General features: G+C 34.1%; 26 protein-coding genes. 16 read left to right on the forward strand and 10 right to left on the reverse strand.

Going from position 1 to position 25362, the window contains the following annotated elements:
- The first annotated feature begins 142 nt into the window (after positions 1-142).
- The 14 genes from E0F89_RS11315 to E0F89_RS11380 all read left to right on the forward strand — a co-directional run bounded on the left by E0F89_RS11315 (position 143) and on the right by E0F89_RS11380 (position 11720).
- Positions 143-361, forward strand: coding sequence for a hypothetical protein (locus E0F89_RS11315; protein WP_131909888.1), 219 nt, complete (start codon positions 143-145; stop codon positions 359-361).
- 188 nt (positions 362-549) lie between these two features.
- A complete protein-coding gene (locus tag E0F89_RS11320) occupies positions 550-735 on the forward strand; it encodes a CsbD family protein (RefSeq protein ID WP_131909889.1) in 186 nt (61 codons plus the stop codon).
- Positions 736-893: 158 nt separating this feature from the next.
- Positions 894-1355 (forward strand): sll1863 family stress response protein, encoded by a 462-nt coding sequence (locus E0F89_RS11325; protein ID WP_131909890.1) that lies wholly within the window; start codon positions 894-896, stop codon positions 1353-1355.
- A 194-nt stretch (positions 1356-1549) separates the two neighbouring features.
- Positions 1550-2173, forward strand: coding sequence for a porin family protein (locus E0F89_RS11330; RefSeq protein WP_262709536.1), 624 nt, complete (start codon positions 1550-1552; stop codon positions 2171-2173).
- Between the two features lie 33 nt (positions 2174-2206).
- Positions 2207-2359 carry a lmo0937 family membrane protein gene (locus tag E0F89_RS11335; protein WP_131909892.1) on the forward strand — a complete coding sequence of 51 codons (153 nt, stop codon included), beginning with the start codon at positions 2207-2209 and terminating at the stop codon, positions 2357-2359.
- A 67-nt stretch (positions 2360-2426) separates the two neighbouring features.
- Positions 2427-2579: a lmo0937 family membrane protein gene (locus tag E0F89_RS11340; RefSeq protein ID WP_131909893.1), complete on the forward strand. Its 153-nt coding sequence runs from the start codon at positions 2427-2429 to the stop codon at positions 2577-2579.
- 44 nt (positions 2580-2623) lie between these two features.
- Positions 2624-2956: a YtxH domain-containing protein gene (locus tag E0F89_RS11345; RefSeq protein ID WP_131909894.1), complete on the forward strand. Its 333-nt coding sequence runs from the start codon at positions 2624-2626 to the stop codon at positions 2954-2956.
- A 54-nt stretch (positions 2957-3010) separates the two neighbouring features.
- Positions 3011-3358: a hypothetical protein gene (locus E0F89_RS11350; protein WP_131909895.1), complete on the forward strand. Its 348-nt coding sequence runs from the start codon at positions 3011-3013 to the stop codon at positions 3356-3358.
- 1 nt (position 3359) lies between these two features.
- Positions 3360-3716: a hypothetical protein gene (locus tag E0F89_RS11355; protein WP_131909896.1), complete on the forward strand. Its 357-nt coding sequence runs from the start codon at positions 3360-3362 to the stop codon at positions 3714-3716.
- 809 nt (positions 3717-4525) lie between these two features.
- Positions 4526-7243, forward strand: a complete 2718-nt coding sequence (locus tag E0F89_RS11360) for an Ig-like domain-containing protein (RefSeq protein WP_131909897.1) — start codon at positions 4526-4528, stop codon at positions 7241-7243.
- 85 nt (positions 7244-7328) lie between these two features.
- Entirely contained in the window at positions 7329-9362 is a 2034-nt protein-coding gene (locus tag E0F89_RS11365; protein WP_131909898.1) for an OmpA family protein, read from the forward strand.
- A gap of 233 nt (positions 9363-9595) precedes the next feature.
- Positions 9596-10084 (forward strand): nuclear transport factor 2 family protein, encoded by a 489-nt coding sequence (locus E0F89_RS11370; RefSeq protein WP_317126096.1) that lies wholly within the window; start codon positions 9596-9598, stop codon positions 10082-10084.
- Between the two features lie 120 nt (positions 10085-10204).
- Positions 10205-10495 (forward strand): DinB superfamily protein, encoded by a 291-nt coding sequence (locus E0F89_RS11375; RefSeq protein ID WP_317126097.1) that lies wholly within the window; start codon positions 10205-10207, stop codon positions 10493-10495.
- A 136-nt stretch (positions 10496-10631) separates the two neighbouring features.
- A complete protein-coding gene (locus E0F89_RS11380) occupies positions 10632-11720 on the forward strand; it encodes an AI-2E family transporter (RefSeq protein ID WP_131909899.1) in 1089 nt (362 codons plus the stop codon).
- Between the two features lies 1 nt (position 11721).
- Here E0F89_RS11380 and E0F89_RS11385 read toward each other — a convergent pair whose 3' ends face one another.
- The 10 genes from E0F89_RS11385 to yaaA all read right to left on the reverse strand — a co-directional run bounded on the left by E0F89_RS11385 (position 11722) and on the right by yaaA (position 23241).
- Positions 11722-12768, reverse strand: coding sequence for an o-succinylbenzoate synthase (locus E0F89_RS11385; RefSeq protein ID WP_131909900.1), 1047 nt, complete (start codon positions 12766-12768; stop codon positions 11722-11724).
- A gap of 58 nt (positions 12769-12826) precedes the next feature.
- Positions 12827-14035: a tetratricopeptide repeat protein gene (locus E0F89_RS11390; RefSeq protein WP_131909901.1), complete on the reverse strand. Its 1209-nt coding sequence runs from the start codon at positions 14033-14035 to the stop codon at positions 12827-12829.
- A gap of 274 nt (positions 14036-14309) precedes the next feature.
- Positions 14310-14987, reverse strand: coding sequence for a metal-dependent hydrolase (locus E0F89_RS11395; RefSeq protein ID WP_131909902.1), 678 nt, complete (start codon positions 14985-14987; stop codon positions 14310-14312).
- A gap of 45 nt (positions 14988-15032) precedes the next feature.
- A complete protein-coding gene (gene menA, locus E0F89_RS11400) occupies positions 15033-15995 on the reverse strand; it encodes a 1,4-dihydroxy-2-naphthoate octaprenyltransferase (protein WP_131909903.1) in 963 nt (320 codons plus the stop codon).
- An 83-nt stretch (positions 15996-16078) separates the two neighbouring features.
- A complete protein-coding gene (locus E0F89_RS11405; protein WP_131909904.1) occupies positions 16079-17593 on the reverse strand; it encodes a PH domain-containing protein in 1515 nt (504 codons plus the stop codon).
- Positions 17593-18114, reverse strand: coding sequence for a PH domain-containing protein (locus E0F89_RS11410; RefSeq protein ID WP_131909905.1), 522 nt, complete (start codon positions 18112-18114; stop codon positions 17593-17595). The genes E0F89_RS11405 and E0F89_RS11410 overlap by 1 nt, the downstream gene beginning before the upstream one ends.
- Before the next feature lie 141 nt (positions 18115-18255).
- Positions 18256-19086, reverse strand: a complete 831-nt coding sequence (locus E0F89_RS11415; RefSeq protein WP_121365212.1) for a 1,4-dihydroxy-2-naphthoyl-CoA synthase — start codon at positions 19084-19086, stop codon at positions 18256-18258.
- A 729-nt stretch (positions 19087-19815) separates the two neighbouring features.
- Complete coding sequence (locus E0F89_RS11420; protein ID WP_091208223.1) at positions 19816-20670, reverse strand: CvfB family protein; 855 nt, start codon at positions 20668-20670, stop codon at positions 19816-19818.
- A gap of 1044 nt (positions 20671-21714) precedes the next feature.
- Positions 21715-22260 carry a DUF4494 domain-containing protein gene (locus tag E0F89_RS11425; protein WP_131909906.1) on the reverse strand — a complete coding sequence of 182 codons (546 nt, stop codon included), beginning with the start codon at positions 22258-22260 and terminating at the stop codon, positions 21715-21717.
- 222 nt (positions 22261-22482) lie between these two features.
- Positions 22483-23241: a peroxide stress protein YaaA gene (yaaA, locus tag E0F89_RS11430; RefSeq protein ID WP_131909907.1), complete on the reverse strand. Its 759-nt coding sequence runs from the start codon at positions 23239-23241 to the stop codon at positions 22483-22485.
- 171 nt (positions 23242-23412) lie between these two features.
- On the opposite strand from yaaA, the gene E0F89_RS11435 reads away from it, so the two are divergent.
- Both E0F89_RS11435 and E0F89_RS11440 read left to right on the forward strand, forming a co-directional pair.
- Positions 23413-23934 carry a GNAT family N-acetyltransferase gene (locus E0F89_RS11435; RefSeq protein ID WP_131909908.1) on the forward strand — a complete coding sequence of 174 codons (522 nt, stop codon included), beginning with the start codon at positions 23413-23415 and terminating at the stop codon, positions 23932-23934.
- Positions 23935-24020: 86 nt separating this feature from the next.
- Entirely contained in the window at positions 24021-25259 is a 1239-nt protein-coding gene (locus tag E0F89_RS11440) for an NAD(P)/FAD-dependent oxidoreductase (protein WP_131909909.1), read from the forward strand.
- Positions 25260-25362: the final 103 nt, after the last annotated feature.

Genomic DNA, 25362 nt, shown 5'->3' on the forward strand with positions numbered 1-25362 from the left:
TCATATGAGAAAGGAGCGTTTTCATAAATAGTCAAAATATATAAAATCATTAAAAGCATCATCCAGCAATACGATATTTTTAATGATTTTTTTTTTGCACTCCTAAAATATATTCACTTTAATACTCTAAATATAATCCAATATGAAAACCGAAAAAGAACTCAACGAAGCCATACTTACAATCACGTTAAAAATTCGCAATGATTATCCCGAATTATTAAAATTCCTTGAAGAAATCCCTATCACAATTCCCGACGTTTCAAATCCTGAAATCAACATAAAAACGCTTACCGATTATTACGAGTCTTTAGAAAACATAGTAAAAAAATACATTTCGAACCATAAAGATTCACCGAAGTAAACTTATTTCATACGGTAGCGGACTTAAAAATAAAGAACGATCAGTTTTTCTAATTGTGTATAATAATCCTGTCATTATTTTAAAATCAGTGAATAATACAACGAATATTTAAAGTTATACAACTACTGTTTTGCCCAAATTCTTCAACTTTGTAAAGTGAAAATTATTTCGCAAGCAATAAGAAAAGTATGAATACACCACAATTAGATGGAAATTGGGAAGTGCAAAAAACAAAATTAAAAGAAAAATTTGCTGCTTTAACTGATAATGACATACTTTTTGCACAGTATAAGAATAAAGAAATGTTAAAAAAACTTCAAATCCAACTTGGGAAGACAAAAGAAGAATTACTTAAAATATTTAAAGAAATTTAAATTTTTGTAACGTATCGCATTTTATAATAGTAATATGATTTAAAAAAATTGTGTCCTATAAATTATTTTATTATCTTTAAACTACTTAACAACAACGAATTAAAGCCAAAATAAATAACTTGACAATAATCAATTTGTCAAAAAAAAAATAAACCAACATGAAAAAATCGATTTTCACATTCGCATTAACAGCCTTTATAATAGCGACAGTTTTAGTAAGTTGTCAGGATACTTCTAAGAAAGAAGAACAGGCCCGAGACAATGTAGAAGATGCAAGAAGAGATCTTGACGATGCAAAAAAAGAACTTTCAGATGCAAGGCAAGCAGCAACTGCCGAAGAATGGAAATCATTTAGAGCGAGCACTGATTCGACAATCAGACAAAATGAACTGCAAATTGCTAAAATGAAAGCCAATATGAAAAATAAAGGTAAATCTATTGATGCTATGTATGCTAAGAAAATTGAAGAGTTAGAACAAAAAAACAATAATATAAAGCTCCAGGTTCAAGCTTATAAAAATGATACTAACAGCGATTGGGAAGCGTTCAAAGAGGAGTACAATCGTGACATAAATGAATTGGGTACTGCAATGAAGAACTTTACAGTAGATAATAAATAATGAATAAAACAAGGCGTGTTCTATACTCGCCTTTTTTATTGGTAAAAAGTATGGCTATCGTATCAACCTCAGATAAATATACACATTAGTATACTACAAAGTGTGAATAATGTAAAATTATCAAAAAGTATTGTAACAATGCTAATAGGTAAGATGCGGATATTTGTAGTATAATAATTCAAAAAATAAATAAGATGAATAATTCAGGAAAACTAATTTTAGCTTCATTAGTATGTAGCTTTATGACTTTCACAAGTGCGCAAGCGCAAGAAAAAACAGCAGCTTATGGTTTCAAAGGAGGACTTAACTTCTCCAATCTTTATACTGATACTGTAGACGATAATAACGTATTAACAGGTTTTAATGCTGGATTATATGCGAAATTCCCTATAACTAACAGCATTGCTATTCAGCCAGAAATTAGTTACACTACCAAAGGTGCAGAATTTGTATACAATAATGCTATTGCAAATGGGACTTCTACATTTAATGTAAACTATATTGAAGTGCCAGTATTATTGGTAGTAAATGTTACTGATAATTTTAATATACATGCTGGTCCGTACGCAGCTTACATGGTTAGTGGAAAAACTACAAACGATTCTAATTTTGGATCTACTCAAAGAGAATTAGATACTGACGATTTTAATAAGTTTGACGCTGGTATTTCTGGTGGAGTGGGAATTGATTTAGATGTAGTAAATTTTGGTGTTCGTTACAACTATGGTTTAACTAAAATAGGGAAAGATAATAGTTTTCTTTCTTCTGACGCAAAAAATAGTGTCTTAAACGTTTATGTAGGACTAAGACTTAATTAATAAATACAAACTAATCTTTAAAAATTAAAAATCATGAGCAATCTTCTTTACACCATCGCAGTAATTCTGGTCATTTTCTGGGCAATTGGATTTTTTGCATTCAGTGCCGGATCAATTATTCATGTTCTTCTTGTAATTGCAGTTATTGCAATTATTTTTAGACTAATACAAGGGCGAAGCCTTTAATTTTACCGCATTATAAAAAATAATCAAAACAAAAAAATAATATTTTAATCATTTAAAACAAATCATTATGAGTAACCTTCTTTACACAATCGCAGTAATTTTAGTAATTTTTTGGGCAATTGGATTTTTTGCATTCAGTCTCGGATCAATAATTCACGTTCTTCTTGTTATTGCAGTAATTGCAATTCTATTCAGACTTATACAAGGTCGCAATATTTAATAAACTAGACTAAATAATAATAATAAAAATAAAATTAAATAATTATGAAAGCAGATAAAGTAATATTAGGAGTTATAGGTGGAGTTGCTGTAGGAGCATTATTAGGAATCTTGTTCGCACCAGAAAAAGGTGATAAAACAAGAACTAAAATTATGGATAAAAGCAATAATTATGCTGACGAACTAAAAGAAAAACTAGACACTCTTTTAGGTTCTATCACCAAAAAATATGAAAAAATTTGGAATGAAGGTGAATCTCTAATTGCTGAAGGAAAATCAAAATTCTATGATGCAAAAAATGAAGGTGAAAACTTAGTTGCAGAGGGAAAATCTAAATTTTACGATGCAAAAAACGAAATTAAGAATACAAATATCTAAGACGATATTTAATTATTAAGAATTTCAACATTAAGTACGATTACAACTTTTATCATGGAAAACAAAGCAACAACAATAGAAATGCTTTTCGAAAAAGCAGAAGATTATACCAGAACTACAGTAGATTTAGTGAAGTTAACTGCAGTCGATAAGACCGCTGACGTGATGTCATCACTCCTTTCTCGATTAGCCGTTTCTATTGTTTTTGTAATGTTTGCCTTATTGGTAAACATTGGCTTATCCTTATGGATCGGAGAATTACTTGGCAAAACCTATTTTGGTTTCTTTGCAGTTTCCAGTGTTTATTTACTAATCGCAATTGTGCTGAACATCTTTAAAGACGAATGGATAAAAATGCCTGTGAGTAATTTTATTATTGTTAAAATGCTTAAAAAAAGTTAATATGAAAAAAATCAACGAGACTGCAACGCTCAAAGAGGCTATCCATTTATTGAAATTAAAACAAGCTAATGAGTTAGTGATACTAAAAGATCAGTACCATTACACGATTGAAAGTCTGAAACCTGTGACTTTAATTAAAAATCTATTTACAGATCTGACCACTACTCCAAGCATGAAGAGAAATTTACTCCAGAATGTTGTTGGAATAACGGCAGGTTACTTGACAAAAAGAGTTTTGGTGGGATCTACCCATAATCCAATCAAAAGAATATTTGGTACTTTATTACAATTCGTTGTAACTAATATAACAACAAAACATTCGGACAAGTCAAAAGAATACGAAGCACAAAATTTTTAATTGTGTATCTATTTTCCGAATGCAAAATTTGCACCTTTAAATTATAATTTCCCATTTATAATTAGGGAAAACCAACTTATATGATTGTATTGATTGTTTTATTTTTAAACAATTTTTTATATCTTCAATTTAGCTTTATAAGTTGTATTCTAAAAGTGTAATCATTTGCTAATGAAGAAGCTGTTAATCCTCTTTATAAGATAAACGGCATTCCTTCCCACAGTAACACAATCCAGTTGAAGTATCGAGATAGAATAAAAAAATAATTGTGATTCAATTATTTTAAAATTCTTCATGACATTTAAAAGCATAAATCTGGTGAAAGAGTAACGATCATTCTAAATTCGTTCCCAAGAAACTTCTACCTTAATTTTATAATACTACAATAAGTAAATACTTTACTTATAACTGGTCAGCTTTATTCAAATAAAGCTACTCTCGAAAACACTTGCCTTACTTTTTAATCTCTTAGATTAAACGATTCTTAAAAATACTTTAGATTATTTTTTATACTATTTAATCAACTACCTAGATTTTTAATAATTTTCTGCGCTAATTTCTTCAAAAATCGCTTTTTCAAACACTTTTTTGTCTACTGAAAGACATTTTAAAACAGCTAATTAAGGGCATTAAAAAATCATTTTCAGCAACTAAGAACATAAATATCTGATTTTAAATTACTTATTCTTCGTTGCTAAAATTTGCATCAGTGAATCTTACAAGTATTTATTTAAATTTCACAATGCTTTCGGGGTTTATTAGCTTAACATTTGTTTAACAATAAAATTAATCCCCTAAAATCTAAAAAAATGAAAGTAAAAAACCTACTGTTAACCTTTGCAATACTATTTATTGCATTAATTTCCGGTTGTGCAAGCGACGATTTCGTAGAAGTCGAAGGAGTTTGTCCAATTGTAATATCTACAATTCCTGCTAATGGTGCTTTAGGAGTTCCGTTCCGACAGGTAATTTCCGCGACTTTCAATGAGGAAATGAATCCTTCTACCATTAATGCTACTACTTTCATAGTTACAGAAGCAACTGGTACAACTATCGCCGGTACAATTTCGTACAGCGGAAACACAGCAACATTTACTCCATCAGCTCCTCTGACTCCAAACACTACTTATACTGCCAGAATTAAAACTGGAGTTAAAGATGTAATGGGTAATGCGCTTCAAACAGATTATGTTTGGACATTTACTACTGGAATGTTAATTGTGCCTATGGTGATTACTACGGACCCAGCAGCTGATGCTGTAAACGTGGCATTGAATAAGACAATTACTGCCACATTTAGTGTGCCTATGGATCCTTTGACATTAAATAATTCTACTTTTATTGTTAAACAAGGAACTACTGAGGTTGCCGGAGTTATTACCTACACAGGATCTACTGTTACATTTACACCAGCGAGTCCTTTCACTCCTAATACACTTTATGTTGTTACAATAACTAACGCTGCAAAGAGTACAGAAGGCGCTTCATTGGCTAGTAATTTTGTTTGGAGTTTCACAACAGAAGCTGCTCCGACAATTACGTCAACAGACCCTACCGATAAAGCAACAGGAGTTCCTCTGAATAAAGTAATTTCTGCTACTTTCAGTGTACCTATGGATCTTTCAACACTAGACGGTTCAACATTTACAGTAAAACATGGAACTTACACAGTACCTGGAGTAATTACATATGCTGGTACAACAGTATCTTTTACACCTACTTTATTAGTTGCAGATACTGATTACACAGTTACCATAACTACTGGTGCAAAAAGTGCGTCAGGTATACCTCTAGCGAGTAATTATGTATGGACTTTTACAACAGGTGCTACTGCTGTCGCAGCTCCAACTGTAACGGCAACAGATCCAATAAGTAATGCAACAGGAGTGGCTTTGAATAAAGTTATTTCTGCCACTTTCAGCGTGCCTATGGATCCTTCCACACTTAACAGCGCAACTTTTTATGTAAAACATGGAACTTATGTTGTGCCTGGAGTAATTTCATATAGTGGCTCAACAGTATATTTTACACCTTCATTATTAGTTGCTGATACTGATTATACCGTTACCATAACTACTGGTGCAAAAAGTTTATCAGGTATGGCTTTAGCTAGTAACTATGTTTGGGACTTTAAAACCGGAGCTACTGCAGCCGTAGTTCCAACTGTAACTTCAACTGATCCAACCGATAAAGCAACAGGAGTTGCATTAAATAAAGTGATTTCTGCCACTTTCAGCGTACCTATGGATCTTTCAACACTAAACGGTTCTACGTTTACTGTTAAACACGGAACTTATACAGTACCTGGAGTAATTACGTATACAGGTACAACAGTTTCTTTTACTCCTACTTTATTAGTTGCAGATACTGATTATACAGTGACTATAACAACTGGTGCGAAAAGTGCAGCAGGTATACCTCTAGCGAGTAATTATGTATGGACTTTTAGAACACTTGCTCCTTCTTCCGCAGCTCCAATTGTAATAGCTACAGATCCAAATAATAATGAAACAGGCGTACCTTTGAATAAAGTGATTTCTGCTACTTTCAATGTACCAATGGATCTTTCAACGCTGAATGGTTCAACTTTCACTGTAAAACATGGAACTTACACAGTACCTGGAATAATTACGTATGCCGGCACAACATTATATTTTACACCTACATTGCTAGTTGCAGATACTAATTATACAGCTACAATAACTACTGGTGCAAAAAGTGCAGCAGGCGTAGCTTTAGCTAGTAACTACGTATGGAATTTCACAACGGTAAAAGCAATAATTGTTACGCCGCCACCAGTTATTGCTGGTTTGGATTTCGGAGTCTTCGGAGGAAATGCAGGGATAACAAATCAAGGAATAAATACAGTAATCAACGGAAGCATTGGAACTACAGCTGCTTCTACTTTGATCACCGGATTCCATGATGGTACAACTGGCGATACTTATACAGAAACACCTCTTAATAGAGGACTTGTAACTGGAAGAATTCATGCTGCACCGCCAGCTCCAGGATCAGCTGCTTCTGCACAAATTGCTGCTAACGGATTATTGGCTGCTCAACAAGCTTACCTTGCTATTTCTCCAGCTCAAAGACCAGGAGGAATGGACCCAGGTGCCGGTGAATTAGGAGGATTAACTTTGGCTCCAGGTGTTTATAAATCAGCAGGTGCTACATTTAACATATCAAATGGTGATTTAACATTAGATGCTAAAGGAGACCCTAATGCAGTTTGGATTTTTCAAACAGCAGCTGGTTTAACAGTAGGTATTGCTGGACCAAATGGTGCTAAAAGTGTTAAATTGGTAAACGGAGCACAAGCTAAAAATGTTTTTTGGTACGTAGGTACTGCAGCCGTGATTAATGGTGCTGGTGGTGGAGTTATGGTAGGAACTATCATTTCTACTGCTGGAATTACATTCTCAACTGCAGGAAATGCTGCTCAGACCGTATTGAATGGTAGAGCAATTTCTTTAGTGGCTTCCGTTACTATGGTGAACACGACTATTAATGTTCCTGCAAACTAAGCATTTACTGTAATAGTCTACAACCAAACAATTACATCCCGTCCCAGGACGGGATATATTTCAAATGATTTTAAAAATAAAAAACATGGACAATAAAAATAATATTAAAAAGGGATTACGCCAAGCTTGGTCTCCCAATAACTTACCCCTAAAAAGTCTGTTAGCAGTCTCTTTAACATGGTTGGGTGCTCAAGCGCCGATTCAGGCACAGGAAACTCTTGAAGTAAAATATGCTAAACCATCATGGTTCTTTGGTGTTGCCGGCGGTGCTAATTTCAATTTTTACGAAGGTTCTACTAATAAGTTAAATGCTGCTTTTACACCTCCTGCAACTTTTCATAATGGAGATGGTGTTGGACTTTTCATCGCGCCACTATTAGAATATCGTCCTGCTAGTTCAAGATGGGGACTGATGTTACAAGCTGGTTATGACAGCCGTAAAGGTACATTTGATCAGGTGCTTACCGCCTGCGATTGCCCTGCTGATTTATCAACTGATCTTAGTTACATCACGGTGGAACCAAGTTTGCGTTTCGCTCCATTCAAATCTAATTTTTATCTTTATGGAGGACCACGTTTGGCTTTCAACTTGGATAAATCATTTACTTATCAGTTAGGAATTAATCCCGCATTTCCAAATCAGGAACCTAGTGCTGCTGTGACGGGTGAATTTAGTGAAATTGAAAAAACTATTTTGTCAATGCAAATTGGTGCAGGATATGATATTCCAATTTCTTCAGATAGCAACAAAACACAATTTGTTTTATCTCCTTTTGTTTCTTTCCAACCTTATTTTGGTCAAAACCCACGTTCAACAGAAACTTGGAATAATACAACCATTAGAGCTGGTCTTGCACTTAAATTTGGACAAGGACAAAATATCCAACAGTCAACTGACATGTTGAAAGATCGTGAAGTTGAATTCTCAGTAAATTCTCCTAGTAATCTTCCTGGTGACCGAAGAATGACTGAAGTTTTTCCACTTAGAAACTATGTTTTCTTTAATCAAGGATCTACAGAAATTCCAAATCGTTATGTTTTATTAACGAAAGATCAGGTTAAAGACTTTAAAGAAGATCAATTGGAGTCATTTGCTCCTAAAAACTTGTCTGACCGTTCTAAACGTCAAATGACAGTTTATTACAATGTATTAAATATCCTTGGAGATCGTATGCAGAAAAATCCTGCTGCTACCATTTCTTTGGTAGGTTCATCAGAAAAAGGAAATACTGACGGTCTTGCAATGGCAGAATCAGTTAAATCATATTTGGTAAATACCTTTGCAATAAATGCATCTAGAATTACAACTAAAGGTCAGAACAAACCAAACATCCCTTCAGAACAACCTGGTGCAACACTTGAATTAGTATTGTTACGTCAAGGAGATCGCAGAGTTTCTATCGAAAGTAACTCCCCGGATTTATTGATGGAATTTCAAAGCGGTCCTGATGCGCCATTGAAACCCGTACAGATTTCTGCTTTACAAGAAGCACCTGTTGAAAGTTATGTTACCTTCAACAATAAAGGAGCTGGTGAAGCGCTGTCTACATGGTCACTTCAAATAGCTGATGAGCAAGGAAAAATACAATCGTTTGGACCTTACACTACGGAAGAAGTAAAAATTCCTGGTCAAGCAATTTTAGGTAGCCGTCCAGAAGGCGATTACAAAGTGAAAATGATTGGTCAAACTAAAAGCGGAAAAATCGTAGAGAAAGAAACGCCTGTTCACATGACACTTTGGACTCCTGCAAAAATGGAAGAAGGTACTAGATACAGCATTATCTATGAATTTAATACATCAAAAGCGATCACGATGTATGAAAAATACCTTACTGAAGTTGTAACACCTAAAATTCCTGTTGGAGCAACGGTTAGCATCAAGGGTCATACTGACATCATTGGTGAAGAAGTATACAATCAAGGTTTATCTCTTGCACGTGCAAATGATGCAAAGAATATCATTGCAAATGCTTTAGCAAAAGCTGGTAGAACTGATGTAAAATTCGATGTTTCCGGATATGGTGAAAATGAGAACAACTCACCTTTTGAAAATAATACGCCGGAAGAACGTTTTTATAACAGAACGGTAATTATTGACATTATTCCTGCTGCCAAATAATTCAAATCAGTAAAGAATACAATTTTTAAATATTCAAAAAGGATAGAAACTAAAAAGTCTATCCTTTTTTTTATGCCATAATTGAAAGTATGAATGTAGTTCCATCCTAGACATTGTAACAAATTCATACAATAAAATTTGACAAATTTCGTCCATTAATACAAAGCATCTAACAATTAAGATTTCAAAAGTTACTTTTTTGCAGAAAAATTAGTATTTTTACTACTCATTTTATGGAAAACATGACTTCAAACGAGAAAATCCTTATCAAATTCTATACTGCTTTTTCCAATGCCGATTCAGCAACAATGTGCGAATGCTACCATTCAAAAATTGAGTTTCGAGATCCCGTATTTGGTTTACTTCAGAAAGATGATGTTTGTCAGATGTGGAAAATGCTGATCGCAAGAAGCAGAGAAAATATAAAAGTCGAATTCTCAGATGTAAAAGCAGATGAATACATAGGTTCCGCTCATTGGATGGCGACTTATAATTTTAGTAAAACGAATAGAAAAGTGGTTAATGTCATTCAGGCCCAATTCCAATTTAAAGACGGACTAATTATAAAGCACACAGATGATTTTGATATTTGGAAATGGTCCAAACAAGCTTTTGGCTTTACAGGATATATATTAGGCTGGACAGGTTTTTTTCAAAAAAAATTACAACAAAAAGCACTATTATCATTAAAAGAATACAAAAAAACTAAAAATGCTAATTGAGACTTTAAAAACAGTACTCAATCGAGATTTAAACCAGTAAAAAACCGATATTCAGTTATTTCAAAATGAAAGTGCCATTTGGAAAATTAAAAAAGGCATCCGTAATTCAACAGAAACTCTTTGATTGCATTTGGTGGGAAACTAAATACAAATAGTGGCGCCGAATTTGGAAAAATCGGATATATCAGAAACAGATTAGTGGAATTTTTACTGAAGGATATTCGAAAAGCAATATTATCATCAAAAATAAATCAAACCATTGATGTCGTTAACAAAGCCCTTACTACTATCTCATCACAAGAATTAAAGGTGGAATATCCAATTTTAATTTTCGAAAATAAAACTTCAACTGAATTTATGTTTATCCATTTGACCACGCAACTCGCCTACCATTTGGGACAAATAAATTAATACAGGCGATTATTGGATAATTAAATCTAATTTTAACAAACATTCAATTTACTGTATTCCAATACGTTAAAATTCGTACTTTTATTAAAAATAGTATATAAAACGAATCCTAATAACGGTTATAATACAAATTTGTATGTTACAATCTTCTGAAACTCCCGTTCCATTTCAATCCAAGAGGAGATTTTATGCTTTAGAAATACTTCAGTTTATAGTACTATCTTCTTTGATTCTCTATTTTGGCAAAACGCTGTTTATTCCTTTAAGTTTTTCATTACTAATTGGTTTTATTCTGTATCCGATCTGTAAATGGATGGAAACAAAAGGGATTAATAAGGCAATTGCCATTGTAATTTGTATTTTAGGAGTAACAATTTTGGTGGGATCGGTAATCTATCTGTTATTCGTACAATTTACTGATTTTCTTCAGGAATGGCAATTTATAAAAGTTAAACTAAACGAAGCGATAAATCAATTGAGCATTTTTATTTTGGAACGATTTGACATAAGTTTGGAAAAACAAACGGATTTCATCAACAATACACTAAACAACTCTGGTTCGCAAGCCATTTCAATTCTACGCAACACTGCCTATTCCCTATCTGAATCTGTGTTTTTTCTACTAATGATTCCTATTTTCTCAGCATTAATACTTTTCCATCGCCATATTTTATCAAATGCTTTGTATGAAATTTTCCCTCCCGGACGAAAAAATACCATTCATGAAATCCTTATTGAAACCATCCATGCCTATTATAATTTCATTAAGGGAATGTTAGTAGTATACTTAATTGTAGGATTGTTAAATAGTATTGGACTAATGATTATTGGAGTACCACATCCTTTTCTATTTGGTTTTATAGCATCAATCCTAACTTTCATTCCCTATGTGGGAATCATGATATCGTCGCTCTTGCCCATTGCCGTTTCCTGGATCACGTACAATTCTATTTGGTATCCGTTAGCTGTAATTGCCGTTTTTTCTATTGTCCAAGCACTCGAAGCCTATATTATATTTCCTTTTGCCGTAGGAAGCCGTTTGAAAATAAATACACTGGTCATTATTATTGTGGTAATCGTGGGAGGCATTATTTGGGGTGCTGCAGGAATGATTCTGTTCATTCCGTTCATCAGTATCATCAAATTGATTGCGGACCGCACACCAAGCTTAAAGACGTTATCCGTCTTATTGGGAGACGGAGAACAAAAGAAAACTACGAAATAATCTATTTCAAAAGGGCAAAATCAAACGTCCAATCTAGCTCTTTTTTATACCATAATTGCCCCTGTGAAACTTCCAGCGGACAGTCAAAATTATTGGTATAAAGTGCTCCGGTTCCTAATCCCTGAGGCATTGGATTATGTTGTAAAAACGTCCATTGCGCGATGGCATTCAGTCCAATATTACTCTCCAAAGCGGAGGTAATCCACCACCCGATTTTATGCTTTTCAGCCAATGAAATCCACTCTTGCGTGCCTCGAAAACCACCTATAAAACTAGGCTTCAAAATGATATATTGCGGCTTTATTTTCTCCAACAATTGTTCTTTTTCTGCCAAATTAAACACACCAATCAGCTCTTCATCCAAAGCTATAGGAAAAGGAGTGATTCTACACAGCTCTGCCATACTGTCAGTGTTGTTTTTTTGTATCGGCTGTTCAATACTATGTAGTTTAAATTCAGATAGTTGAATTAATTTATTTAAAGCTAAATTTGAATCAAAAGCACCATTGGCATCGACCCGAATTTCGACTTGTTCCGGAGTGAAATGTTCCCGAATAAATCGCAATAATTGCAGTTCTTTATCGAAATCTATCGCTCCTATTTTGAGTTTAATACATCGGAAACCCTGCGCTAATTTTTCCTCGATTTGCTGCTTCATAAAAGTCTCTTCACCCATCCAAACCAAACCGTTTATCAAGATGGATTTTGTACCATTTGTAAAGTCAGAAGGAAAAAGTAAAAAAGGAGTTTCACTTATTAAAGACTGGAACGCCATTTCGACTCCAAATTGTATCGAAGGAAACTCCAATAATGCTTCCCAAAGTTGGTCTTTTCCGAAGTGAATATTATCGCAAGTCCATTGCAATTTTTCTTCATAATCCGGCCGGTCATCAATACTCAATCCGCGAAGGATTCCGCATTCTCCAATTCCTTTTTTACCGTCCTGTTCCAAGACAATAAACCAGGTTTCTTTTTCTGTCATAACACCGCGGGAAGTTCCCGATGGTCGTTTGAAGTCCAGAATGTATTTGTGGTAAGTTGCTTTCAAAAGTTATAAAGTATGAGTTATTTTTATCTTGTATCTGACGAATTTTATAAAAACCTAACTATTTATCCATCAACTTCAAAACTCTTTCAAAGTCATTGGAAACTATTCCCGCTTTTTTGAAAGCTGCAAAATCTTGTTTTATTTTTTGAGTCCAACTCAAGCTATCCGTTACATTTTGAGAATTATACTCTTTGTAAATGGCTTTTGCAGAAGAATAATTATCATTCAATAAATAGGCGTGCGCCAAATTCAGTTGTATCAATAACTCCGTATTATCAAGCTTCTCGCCTTCTTTTAGGAATTTAATCGCTTTACCGTATTGCTTCGTCAAAAGATAACTACTTCCTATTGCGTTGTAATCCAAAGCGGTTGCTTTTCCATCATTGATTATTGTAGTAAGTTTCACAATCGCCTCACCTTGCTTTCCTTGTTTTACTAATGCAGCGGCTTGCTTGCGCAAATCATCATACACGCCTTTAGAAAGACTGCTTTCGCCAAAACAACTGTCGCCAAAATCCTTGAATGCTTTAGAGCGCTCTACAGCCAATAATTTCTGGAACTCCTTAAACTTGTATTTGGATTGAATTTTATCGAGAATACAAACGCAAAAATCATCTGAATTAGTCATTTTTTGAGCTAGATTAGAAGTTTTGCATTGATCGATAATTGCTTTTCTGTTTTCAAGCGTCCATCCACGACTGAGTTTGTTATCAACCCAAGGCACAACTTCCAGAATGATTTTCTGGTTCATGATCCAGTTTTTACTCTCGAAACCAAACCATAAATTCCCAGAATTCGATTGCATACAAGCCGATCTCTCAGTAGAAAGTCGTTTGGCATCTTTACTGACTGGAGTATCTTGCACCAAACAAGCATCATCTGTTTTTCCGTCGGCTTTATATTTAGCAGCTAATTCGGCGCTAGAAAAAACAGCATATTTACATTTATCATCTCCTGAGATTTTTGACAAGATAAAAACTGCTCCTGCTGAACCTTGACTAATTCCTGTTGGGTCCGGAATGGCTTTTAAGACTGAAACTAAACTGCCCGCCATTTGCTGATTTTTATCCAAAAGCGTTATTCTATAAACGACTTCAGTGGTACCTTCCGGGAAATCTTGGGTTTTTATAATGATTCGGTCTCTTGCGGAAACCGTGATTTCTTCGGTTGTAGCACGGGTTTTATCCCAATAGCCGTCTTTTTGAGAGAAAACAGTATTTATTGAAACCAGAAATAGCACAAGAAAAGTGAAATATTTATTTTGCATGATTGATATAAAATTTAAACACTAAGCTCACAACGTTTTTCGCAAAGTTCACTAAGTAATTTAGCACTATCAAGCCCTAGCCCAGATTACTTCACTAAACTTTCATTTACATAGGAGTTCAGTGAACTTCGTTTGCAGTGAAAATCCTTTTATCACCCAGTCAGGTTTTCGAAACCTGACTGAGTGATAAAAGATTACTTCACCATACTTTTATTTTATTGAAGTTCAGTGAATTTCATTTGTAACGAATAGCTGGAATAGCTCCAAATAAAAATTACAATTCGATGGAACTTCCTATTTCAAGCAACATCAAATCTTTTCCTTTGTTGAAAAATTTACGAATGGATTCCTCATGGTCAATTTCGATATAACCGAAAGTATCGTAATGGTAGCCCAGAATTTTATCGCAATCCAAGAAATCAGAAGCTATAATCGCATCTTCTACATCCATGGTAAAATTATCGCCTATCGGCAAAATCGCCAAGTCGAGTTTGGTGCGCATAGGGATCAGTTTCATGTCCATAGTAAGCGCCGTATCACCAGCAATATATACATTTTTATGTTCCCCTTCAATGACAAAACCACCCGGATTTCCTCCGTAACTGCCGTCAGGAAAGGAACTGGAATGAATCGCATTTACATATTTCAATTTCCCAAAATCAAAATTCCAACTTCCTCCGTGATTCATCGGATGCGATTGAAAGCCTTTTGCGCCATAATAACCTGCAATTTCAGCATTGGAAACAATTACCGCATTGGTTCTTTTGGCAATTGCCTCGACATCCAAAATATGATCCCCGTGAGCATGCGTTAGCAAAATATAATCTGCTTTTAAAGTGTCAATGTCAATGTGCGCTGCATTTGGATTAGCCGAAATATACGGATCTACAATTATGTTTTTGCCACCAACTTCGATTCCTAATGACGCGTGACCGTAAAATGTTATTTTCATATTTATTAATTTAAAAATGGAATGATTCCCTACTTGATTATTAATTTATCTCCCTCCTAAAAAAGTATTCACAATGATATCCGAAAAAAAGTAAATCATACCTAACGACAACAACACTGAAAGTGCAAAAGTACTCAAAGCAAGTTTTTTTAATTCAGGATCTAATTCCTTGGCATTTTGATTTTTATAGACGGTAACTAAATGTTTAATTAAAGGTATGTACGCCAATAAAAACAAGTATTGATCAAAATGAAAATCGTCAATAATTGTAAAAATTAACACCAAAACCATCGCCGTTACAATCAAAATGTAATGGTATATTTTTGCTTTGGCTCCGCCAATTTTTACGACAATCGTGTTTTTATTCGATTTTCTATCGGATGCTTCGTCTCGCATATTATTCAAATTTAAAACACCAACGCTTAATAATCCAATTGCGACTGCAGGCAAAACCAACAATACATCCAATTGTTTCGAGTATAAAAAATTCACTCCTAAAGTACTCACCAATCCAAAAAATACAAATACAAATACATCACCAAAACCTCTGTAGCCATAAGCTGTATTTCCAACCGTATAGCGAATGGCAGATACAATTGAAAGAATTCCCAAAACTAAATAGAAAAAGGAATACCATAGATTTGTATCTCTAAACGCATAATAAATCAATAACATCGCGGAAAGTAACGTCAAGACTGATGTCATTATAATGGCGCGTTTCATGGCTTGCGGAGTAATCACACCACTTTGTATCGCGCGTTTTGGCCCTACGCGATCTTCATTATCTGTTCCTTTCATGCCATCACCGTAATCATTAGCAAAATTAGATAGTATTTGCAATCCTAATGTTGTCAATATAGCAAAGCCAAACAATCGCCAATTAAAGACTTCTGTTGGCGTTAATATACTATCTGTTGGGTGCGCCAAAGCATACATACTTCCAACTATTATTCCCGAAACCGACAAGGGTAAGGTTCGTAATCGTGCGGCTTCAATCCAATGTTTCATGTTTTATTATTTAAAAATTTGCAGTTTAAATCTTAAGATTTATTGTGTAAACAACTTTAAATCTCGCACTTTAAACCATATTATTACATCCAATTGCTATCGGAAGTTTCTATCTCGTACAACCAAAGGTTGACTTGTTGCTTTACTATTGAATAATTCGCTAACTGAAATTCTATATTTCCTCCTGCAGTATGCAATATTATGGAGCCAATATTCAACTTTTTATGCCAGAAAAGCTGCGACGTTGTAATCGCTTGTATTTTACTAGGTTCAATAATATCATTGCTCACATCCCAAGCGCCGCTTTGCTTAATTATAAAATTCTTATGAATGAATAATCGGTTATTTTTAAATTTAAAATATTGGATTAATCCAATAACTACTACATAAAACGGCACCACATAACTATATTCAAAAATTATAGGTTCAAGCCAATATCCAATCCCCAAAAATCCCAACAAAGGTAACCCTATTGAAAGAACAACAGAAAAAATAAGTTTGCGATAATTAGGTTGTAGCATCTGTCCCCTTTCAGGAATTTGATGAAACAACAATCTCAATATAGAATCTCTCTCTGTTTCACTACATCCCGGAATTTCAATTATTGATTTCCGTTCTTCCTTTTCGCCTCCAGTTGCTTGTTTGATTTTTAATTCTAAAATCCCCATTTTCTTTTGGAAGTAATTTCTGGTGACTGTCGTAATTTGAACTTTTTCTGGCTTGATGATGGTACTTTTTGTATTCAACAATCCAAAAGATAATAACATCGAACCTTTTTGTCGCGTTATTTTGTAATCATAAAACTTGAAAACGATTCGTGTAACATTTACAACCAAAACAACACCAAACAACAACAGTATCGATGTTAAAATAGTTTGCAACACTAAGTTTTTATCAATGTAAGACCCAACTTTTTCTTTGTAAATATTGCTTTCGTCTCCAAAATTTTGAAAATTCTCGTAAATCGTGCTAAAGAAAATCACCAGTAATGCAATACTTTTTCCATAATTAGAAGTTATTCCAACTTTCAGCAAACTCAAAAAACTAATTTTTATGAAAGGATGAGCGGCTTCAAATAGCTTTTGCTCGGTTTCCTCCAAAGTAGTTTCTGCAGTTCCAACTACACGCTGTAATTTATCATTTTCCAACAAACGAGATTTTAATTCCAAAGCCAATTCATGCGAAATCGCTTTGATGGCGCCTTCTTTTTTATTGCTTCCGGCAGTATCTACATCTAATTCATAAACACCAATCAACTTTTGGATAAAAGACTGATTGATATTTACCTGTTGGATTTTGCGCAGTTGAATCGCAGTTTTGGTTTTATTAAAAACGCCTTCTGTTATAATGAATTCCTCATTTTCGGCATCCAAAAAGAAAGTAAAGTTTAGATATTTCAAATAAGAAACAACTCCAATACTTGCGAATACAAGAAGCATTCCCACCACTAAATACACTTTGTTAATTTCATCAAATTTAAAGGCCCAAATTAAGATTATAGGCCATAAAGCTCTTCCATATTGCTGAAGCGCATAAAAAAACATAACCCAGATCCCAACTATGGATTGCCTTTGTGGTTGACTAAAATCAGTTCCCATTACAATTGCTTTTGTATTTTACCCATCAACAATTGTTTGATATTTTCGGCTTGTTCTTTTTCGATCCCGGGGATTTCAATATCACTGGAACTTCCGCCGGCAGTAAAAATTTCTATTTTGGCGAGACCAAAATAACGTGAAATTAATCCTTCATGCAATGCCACATGCTGCACTCTATTATAAGGAATAACGATTGTGTTAGTAGCAATGACTCCGTACCTAAAAAGCACATCGTGTTCGCGGAAAGCAAAACCTTTTTTCTTAAAAGCGATAATAGATAAAACAATTAAGAAAATCGAAAATACAGGAATTACAATTCCTAAAATCAGCCATACTCTTCCAGAAAAAAATTCAGGTTTAAATATTGAAACAATTATCGGAACTAAAACAAGTAATGCAATAATTCTCAGTAGACCAATCAAAACCACTAACAGGTATTTAGGTTGCAAAGCCGTAAAAGAGACCTCCTCGAATTTAGGAAGCTGGCTGGTATCAATCGTTTCGTTTGTGAAATTTTCCATTTTTTTATTTTGTTTCAAGTTTGAAGTTTAACGTTTCAAGTTCTATACTTGAAACGTTAAACTTTAAACTTTTTACCTTTTTTTGCGACTGAACACTAATCCCAAAATTTCGGGACTGAACACTGAACACTAATTACTAATTTACGGCAACCATTTTTTCTCGAAATTCGGTTTTCTTTTCTCCAAGAATGCGTTTCTTCCTTCTTTAGCTTCTTCGGTCATATATGCAAGTCTTGTAGCTTCACCAGCAAAAACCTGTTGTCCCACCATTCCATCATCGGTAAGATTCATCGCAAATTTTAGCATTTTAATTGCCATTGGAGATTTTTGCAAAATTTCCTGCGCCCATTCGTAAGCAGTATCTTCTAATTCAGCATGCGGTATCACAGCATTCACCATTCCCATATCCATAGCATCCTGCGCCGAATAATTGCGTCCCAAGAAGAAAATCTCGCGTGCTTTTTTCTGTCCCACCATTTTAGCCAAATATGCCGAACCATATCCACCGTCAAAACTCGTTACATCAGCATCCGTTTGTTTGAAGATCGCATGTTCTTTACTCGCCAAAGTCAAATCGCACACCACATGCAAACTGTGTCCTCCGCCTACAGCCCAACCCGGAACTACAGCGATAACCACTTTTGGCATGAATCGGATTAAACGTTGTACTTCCAAAATGTTCAAACGATGCTGTCCATCATCGCCCACATATCCTTGATGTCCGCGTGCGTTTTGATCGCCGCCGCTGCAAAAAGAATACACGCCATCTTTAGAGGAAGGCCCTTCGGCAGAAAGTAAAACTACCCCAATTGATGTATCTTCCTGTGCATCATAAAAGGCATTATACAATTCAGCAGTCGTTTTTGGACGAAACGCATTGCGCACATCCGGTCTGTTGAAAGCAATTCTGGCAACGCCATTGCATTTCTTATAAGTGATATCTTCGTATTCTTTTGCAGTGATCCAATTCATCGTAATTAATTTAAAATATTTCAGTGTAAAAATAAATCATTTTTTACATTTTATCTATTCTATTTGCATAAGCTTATGGTAATCCTTCTCTGATTAAAGGCTTTAAAACGTTAAAAAATAATAAAAAATCAGCATTTTAACAGTTGCCAATTCAAATTATTTTTAATTTTGAAATAAGCTAATCAGATGAATACAAATTCTTTATCTTGATTAATTATTGATTCTTCACTGATTTATTAACCTAAAAAAAGAATGTATTGAATGCAATTAAAAATGTTGTCGCTCCTTTTTCTACGGTAATAACTTATAAAAATATTTTCAAAGCCCCGATAAACGAGCTAATGATACTAGCATTTGCCCCAGCAGTAAAAAATAAAAAGTAACACCTACGGTTAATTAAAGAGCTATTTTCTTGTCCTTGCAAAAGTGAGACATTAATAAACAATTGTTTAGAAAATTATCTTACAATATATAGAAAACCAACGGCCAAATCGTGAAATTATTTCTAAACTCGTAAGCAAGTGATTGTACATTTAAAGACAAAACCATCCTTTAAAGTACTTACGCTTAAGTTAATATTTTTAAAATAGTATAAATAATACTATTACGCTTAGAAGCGGATAAAGCTACTTTGAACTTCAAATTTATTTTAATGTTGCCAGAATTTAATGTTCTGAAACAGCATTAAAAAGAGAAAGACTAACCGTTACGATTAGTCTTTCTTTTTTTTTATTCCTTAACCAAGTAAATTCCGTCTTCCTTGATTTCGATTAATTTCTCTCGATATAAAGCTCCTATCGCTTTCTTGAAGGTTTTCTTACTCATTTTCAAAACCGTTTTAATATCTTCCGGATGTGAATTATCAGTCAAACGCAAGAAACCTCTGCTCGCTCTTAACTCATCCAGAATTTTCTCTGCATTTGGCTCTATACTTTGATAGCCTTGAACTTGCAATGCCACATCAATCTTATTATCCGGACGAATTGTCTTGATATACCCTCGCATTCGGTCTCCCGTGCGAATCGCATCATCATAAACTTCATCTTTGTACATCAAACCTTTGTATTTTTCGTTGATGATAACGTTAATTCCTAATTCAGTAATATGGGAAACTATTAAATCTACTTCTTCCCCTTTTTCAACCGTTAGGTGATCATTTTTTAAAAACTGATTCAATTTACTGGAAGCTACCAAACGATTGGTTTTCTCGTCCATATAAAGGTACACCAAGTAGCGTTTCCCTTTTTCCATGGGACGCGCCTGCTCTTTAAACGGAACCAAAATATCTTTTTCCATTCCCCAATCCATAAAAGCACCAATCTGATTGGTATAATTCACACGCAAAAGTGCAAATTCATTCAATAAAATATAAGGTTCTAATGTCGTGGCAACGGGTCTTTCTTCGTGATCCAAGTACACAAAAACAATCAACTCCTCACCTATTTCAAATTCGTTTGGCACGTATTTGTTAGGCAACAGAATGTCATGAATTCCTTCGGGATCTTCTTCTGGATTTCCCAGAAACAAACCTACTTTGGTATCACGTAGAATGGTAAGCGTATTGTATTTTCCTATTTCAATCATTTTCTTTCAATTTCTAAAGCGCAAAGGTACGAAGTTTGAAAATAGTAAATTAAGAAACTGTCTACAAAAAAACAAAGCTAGAATCCAAAAATTAATCTGATAGTTAAGCTCAAAGACTATTATGATAAATAAATAGTTTTGAACTTTTAATTCTTCAAGAACATAATAATTACATCGCAGAAATTGTAAGAAGTAGCAATAATCAGGTATTTAAAATAAAGAAAACTCCATTCGCATTCAAATTAATACATATGTCCTACGATTAGGTCCAACGATTAAGAGTAGGTCCAACAACTTGGCAGATTTCTGTTTTAGTAAAACTTTATTCTTAATTCTAACTATAATCATACAGAAAATTCAGCTTTAATACGCTACTTAACTTGGCCGAAACGTTTTAGACAATTGTTTTGAAATCAGTGAAATAGAAATCTATTTTTAAATTATAGTTGAAGGCTAAAAAACATAAATTTTAATAATCTGAAAGTTCTGAAAAAAACGTATACTTCGCGTTCATTATCATTGACCCATTTAATAATCAATTTTACTGAATTGTTGGAGTTAAAAAATATTTATCCCAATTAAAAATAAAATGAGATTTTAATGTAAAGAGACTTGAAAAAATTAAAAAAACTCAAGCAAGTGTTTATGATTTAAGAAAAAAAATTATTGATATAGGGAAATTCATATATTCGCCTGAAAATAAAGAAAGGGAAAATAAAACATACAGGTGAAATTAAACTTAAAATTAAAAACTGTAACGTTGAAATTTTAGATAACTTGAAAGAGACAATATAAAATTTAACCAAAGTTATCCATCTTTAAATTTCTAAAAAAAAGCTTTCTCAACGTGAATTTCCAATTCATGATCACTAAAAAATACAATTATACATCCGTAGCAAGCATTTGGAAAACGCTTACGACAACAAACGCAACATATACCACAAACACTTTGTAAAGTTAATCGATTATTGCAAAAAAAAAGAGGACTCAAAAGCCCTCTTTTTTATAATATTATCACTCGGAATATGCTTTGTAATTGAATAATTACTCTACCATAACGGTGTCAAATTCCATCTCATCCACAATTTCTATTGCAACTTCTGGTTTAGAACCTTTTATTGCATTAAATTTTTCTAATTGTTCCAGTTCACCTTCTTCGCCACTGAAATACGGAAAAACATCCATGATAGGCGATTCCGAAATTGCTGGTATAGTATAGTCGCCCATCGTGCCTTTCATGACGCTAGTGGTGTTATCAAAAGCTTCTTTTACATCATTGGCTTGCACTAGTAAATAAATATTTGATTTTCGTTCTTTCCCGCTTTCTTCGTCATATGCCAATAAGGAAACTTTAGATCGAAACCAACGATCTGCATTTTCGAAGGGGTGAATTTCGGCATAATTAGCCACTTTTATATTGGTGATTTTAAATTCTTCGCTGATATATGCCGACATTTCTTCATTGATTCTGCTTTCAGCTTCGGTGTAGGATAACGCATCCACCAAGTACGGTTCTGTCGTAATCTTTTGTGCGCCAGTTTCGTCTGTTTTTCTATATTTTACTTTGCATTCGTACCAAATTGTGCTCATTTCTATTTTTTTTTAGGATGTCAAAGATAGATTTTAACGCAAAAAAAAAGCAATATTCCTAAAATAGATATCCACAATTTCGTAAAAAGAAAATATAGTAATGAAAGGCCTGCCTTTATCGGATTAAAGCGACAACTGGAAAACTAATTTGTTATTAAAAATCAAAAAAAAAATACCGCTATCATTATGAAAACGGCATTTTTTGAATTTGTGTAAAAGATATTAGCGGGTAAAAACCAAATGATTGCCTTCCGATAAATTAGCGTCAAAATGATAACCATCGTAATTGAAACCTTTTAAATCTTCTATAGTTTGAGCATTGGTATCAATAATATAACGCACCATCATTCCTCGCGCCTTTTTGGCAAAAAAACTGATTATTTTTAATTTTCCGTTTTTGTAATCTTTAAATTCTGGCGTAATTACCGGAACTTTCAACGCGTTGACATCAATTGCCGAAAAATATTCATTACTGGCCAAATTGACAAACAATTCGTCTTCCTCAAGCTCTTTATTCAAAGCATTAGTTATAATTGGACTCCAAAATTCATGCAGGTTTTTGCTTTCGCCGATAGGTAATTTGGTTCCCATTTCCAAGCGGTACGCCTGAATTAAATCCAATGGTTTGAGCAGTCCGTATAATCCAGAAAGTATTCTTAATCGGTCTTGTAAAGCTTCTATTTTTTTTAATGGAATCGAATAGGCATCTAATCCAATGTAAACATCTCCATCAAAAGTATATACGGCAGGGCGTGCGTTAGTAGCCGTAAAAGGTGTTTTCCAATCCTGATTTCGTTTCCAGTTCAAATCAGCCAATTTATCTGAAATACTCATTAAATCCGATAATTCAGCAGGATTTTTTTCTTTTAAAATTTTTTGAACTTGACGCGCTTCTTTCAAAAATAATGGCTCGGTATGCAATTGGGTGGGTAACTGTTTCTCGAAATTTAAAGATTTGGCTGGGGATATTACAATTTTCATACACAATACTCTTTCGAGCGATTTCTATTAATTTTTTACAAAAGTACTAATTGAAAGTAAGAAATCAAGAATCTATAAATTGATTTGCTCAATAGACTAATAGATAATAGAGATTGATCGCTATTTTAATTATTTTTGAGGTCCAATAAAACTAAAAACCTTCCTATAATTATGAATATAATTGGAATTCGAAAAGCAACGCTATCAGATTTGGAAACCATCCAAAAAATAAGTATCCAAACTTTCATTGAAACTTTTGCAGCGGTGAATACGCCAGAAAACATTACCAATTATATACGTGACAGCTTAAATACAGAACAATTATCGGCTGAATTAAACAATGTAAATTCACAGTTTTATATCGCTTACTCAGACACTGAAGTTGTGGGATATTTAAAAATAAACTTTGGTGATGCCCAAACGGAAGTGATCAACGAAAATACTTTAGAAGTGCAACGGATTTATGTCATCCAAAATTTTCATGGCAAAAACATCGGACAACTGTTGCTTGACGAAGTAAAAAAAATTGCAAAAAATTCTGGCGTCGAATTTATTTGGCTTGGTGTGTGGGAAGAAAATCACAGAGCACTTCAATTTTACACTAAAAATGGATTTGTTGTCTTTGACAAACACGTTTTTATAATGGGTAATGACGAGCAAACAGATTTATTGATGCAACTTCGAATACAATAACAATTATCTAATTTTAAATTGTCGCTTTCAGAAGCCCTTCTAAAACCCTATTTGGCTTATTTTTGTATCAAATATTTTCAAAAACTATGAAACAGCAAGTAATTATTATAGGAGCCGGACTGGCGGGATTATCAGCTGCCGTTCATTTGCACCGTCAAGGGCGAAAAGTTCTCCTTCTGGAAGCCAGTGATCGTGCGGGCGGAAGAATAAAAACCGATTCCCATGAAGGTTTTCTTTTCGACAGAGGTTTTCAAGTGCTTTTGACGGCATATCCTGAAACGCAAGCATTACTTAATTATAATGATTTAAAACTAAAGAAAATGTTACCCGGAGCAACTGTGCTTTATGATGGAGGCAGTTTTGAAATCGCAGATCCATTCCGAAGACCTTCGGCAGCATTTGCCACTCTTTTTGCTCCCGTTGGTACTTTAAAAGATAAAATCAATACGCTTTGGTTAAAAAATAGGTTACAAAAATTAACCGTAAAAGAAATTTTCGAACAAACGGAACAAACAACTAGCAAACAGTTGGCTGAATACGGTTTTAGTCCAAAAATGATTGATCGTTTTTACGCTCCCTTTCTGTCAGGAATTTTTTTGGAAAATGAATTGAGAACTTCACGAAGAATGTTCGATTTTGTAATGAAAATGTTTTCAGATGGTGATGTGGCGGTTCCTGAATTAGGAATGGAGGAAATTCCAAAACAATTAGTTGCCATGCTTCCGGAGGGCAGTATTCAATGCCATACCAAAGTGATTGCTATTGATGGCAATACCATAACTATTGAAGACGGAACTGTTTTTGAAGCCAACCAAATCCTTTTGGCCACGACCGCAAATACCTTGACCCAAAAATACTTTCCGAAGCAAAAAATGACTTCACATCAGGTTACTAATATTTATTTTGAAGCTAATGAAGCCCCAACGAAGAAAGCAGTGGTCATTTTAAATGCTTCAACAAACAAAAAATGGGTAAATAATTTGACCGTCATGTCTAATGTTTCCAACGCTTATGCTCCAAAAGGAAAAGTGCTTATTTCCGTTTCCTATAATGGAATTCCGACTGTTGATGACGCGACTTTGGCCGAAAACATGAAGCAGGAAATGAAACGATGGTACGGTGAAAAAGTAAATTCATGGAAAATGCTAAAGGCATATCGCATTGAATATGCTTTACCAACTCAGGAAAGTGTACGAAATGAAATCGCTGCTTCGGAGATAAAAATCTCAGATAGGCTGTTTATTTGCGGAGATAACTTGTTGAATGGCTCCATAAATGCTGCTCTAAAAACGGGACGATTGGCTGCTGAAGCGATGAAAATATAGCTTATTATTTTAAACCAAAACTTTCCCCAGTTATAGCTTTCAACTAATTTGCCAAGAATTACACCAATCAGTACAAGTTAATTTGTGGAGATTTGTGTAATTC

This window comes from Flavobacterium caseinilyticum, assembly GCF_004349085.1.
Classification (GTDB): Bacteria; Bacteroidota; Bacteroidia; order Flavobacteriales; family Flavobacteriaceae; genus Flavobacterium; species Flavobacterium caseinilyticum.

Bases quoted from the DNA above. Each gene is read 5' to 3' on its own strand.
- E0F89_RS11420 (WP_091208223.1), bottom strand. From the start codon at position 20,670: ATGATTGAAATAGGAAAATACAATACGCTTACCATTCTACGTGATACC.
- E0F89_RS11405 (WP_131909904.1), bottom strand. From the start codon at position 17,593: ATGGGAACTGATTTTAGTCAACCACAAAGGCAATCCATAGTTGGGATC.
- E0F89_RS11370 (WP_317126096.1), top strand. From the start codon at position 9,596: ATGGAAAACATGACTTCAAACGAGAAAATCCTTATCAAATTCTATACT.
- E0F89_RS11320 (WP_131909889.1), top strand. From the start codon at position 550: ATGAATACACCACAATTAGATGGAAATTGGGAAGTGCAAAAAACAAAA.
- E0F89_RS11340 (WP_131909893.1), top strand. From the start codon at position 2,427: ATGAGTAACCTTCTTTACACAATCGCAGTAATTTTAGTAATTTTTTGG.
- E0F89_RS11390 (WP_131909901.1), bottom strand. From the start codon at position 14,035: ATGCAAAATAAATATTTCACTTTTCTTGTGCTATTTCTGGTTTCAATA.
- E0F89_RS11330 (WP_262709536.1), top strand. From the start codon at position 1,550: ATGAATAATTCAGGAAAACTAATTTTAGCTTCATTAGTATGTAGCTTT.
- E0F89_RS11395 (WP_131909902.1), bottom strand. From the start codon at position 14,987: ATGAAAATAACATTTTACGGTCACGCGTCATTAGGAATCGAAGTTGGT.
- E0F89_RS11365 (WP_131909898.1), top strand. From the start codon at position 7,329: ATGGACAATAAAAATAATATTAAAAAGGGATTACGCCAAGCTTGGTCT.
- E0F89_RS11380 (WP_131909899.1), top strand. From the start codon at position 10,632: ATGTTACAATCTTCTGAAACTCCCGTTCCATTTCAATCCAAGAGGAGA.
- menA (WP_131909903.1), bottom strand. From the start codon at position 15,995: ATGAAACATTGGATTGAAGCCGCACGATTACGAACCTTACCCTTGTCG.
- E0F89_RS11360 (WP_131909897.1), top strand. From the start codon at position 4,526: ATGAAAGTAAAAAACCTACTGTTAACCTTTGCAATACTATTTATTGCA.
- E0F89_RS11315 (WP_131909888.1), top strand. From the start codon at position 143: ATGAAAACCGAAAAAGAACTCAACGAAGCCATACTTACAATCACGTTA.
- E0F89_RS11425 (WP_131909906.1), bottom strand. From the start codon at position 22,260: ATGAGCACAATTTGGTACGAATGCAAAGTAAAATATAGAAAAACAGAC.
- E0F89_RS11435 (WP_131909908.1), top strand. From the start codon at position 23,413: ATGAATATAATTGGAATTCGAAAAGCAACGCTATCAGATTTGGAAACC.
- E0F89_RS11325 (WP_131909890.1), top strand. From the start codon at position 894: ATGAAAAAATCGATTTTCACATTCGCATTAACAGCCTTTATAATAGCG.
- E0F89_RS11345 (WP_131909894.1), top strand. From the start codon at position 2,624: ATGAAAGCAGATAAAGTAATATTAGGAGTTATAGGTGGAGTTGCTGTA.
- E0F89_RS11410 (WP_131909905.1), bottom strand. From the start codon at position 18,114: ATGGAAAATTTCACAAACGAAACGATTGATACCAGCCAGCTTCCTAAA.
- E0F89_RS11335 (WP_131909892.1), top strand. From the start codon at position 2,207: ATGAGCAATCTTCTTTACACCATCGCAGTAATTCTGGTCATTTTCTGG.
- E0F89_RS11350 (WP_131909895.1), top strand. From the start codon at position 3,011: ATGGAAAACAAAGCAACAACAATAGAAATGCTTTTCGAAAAAGCAGAA.
- E0F89_RS11440 (WP_131909909.1), top strand. From the start codon at position 24,021: ATGAAACAGCAAGTAATTATTATAGGAGCCGGACTGGCGGGATTATCA.
- yaaA (WP_131909907.1), bottom strand. From the start codon at position 23,241: ATGAAAATTGTAATATCCCCAGCCAAATCTTTAAATTTCGAGAAACAG.
- E0F89_RS11355 (WP_131909896.1), top strand. From the start codon at position 3,360: ATGAAAAAAATCAACGAGACTGCAACGCTCAAAGAGGCTATCCATTTA.
- E0F89_RS11415 (WP_121365212.1), bottom strand. From the start codon at position 19,086: ATGAATTGGATCACTGCAAAAGAATACGAAGATATCACTTATAAGAAA.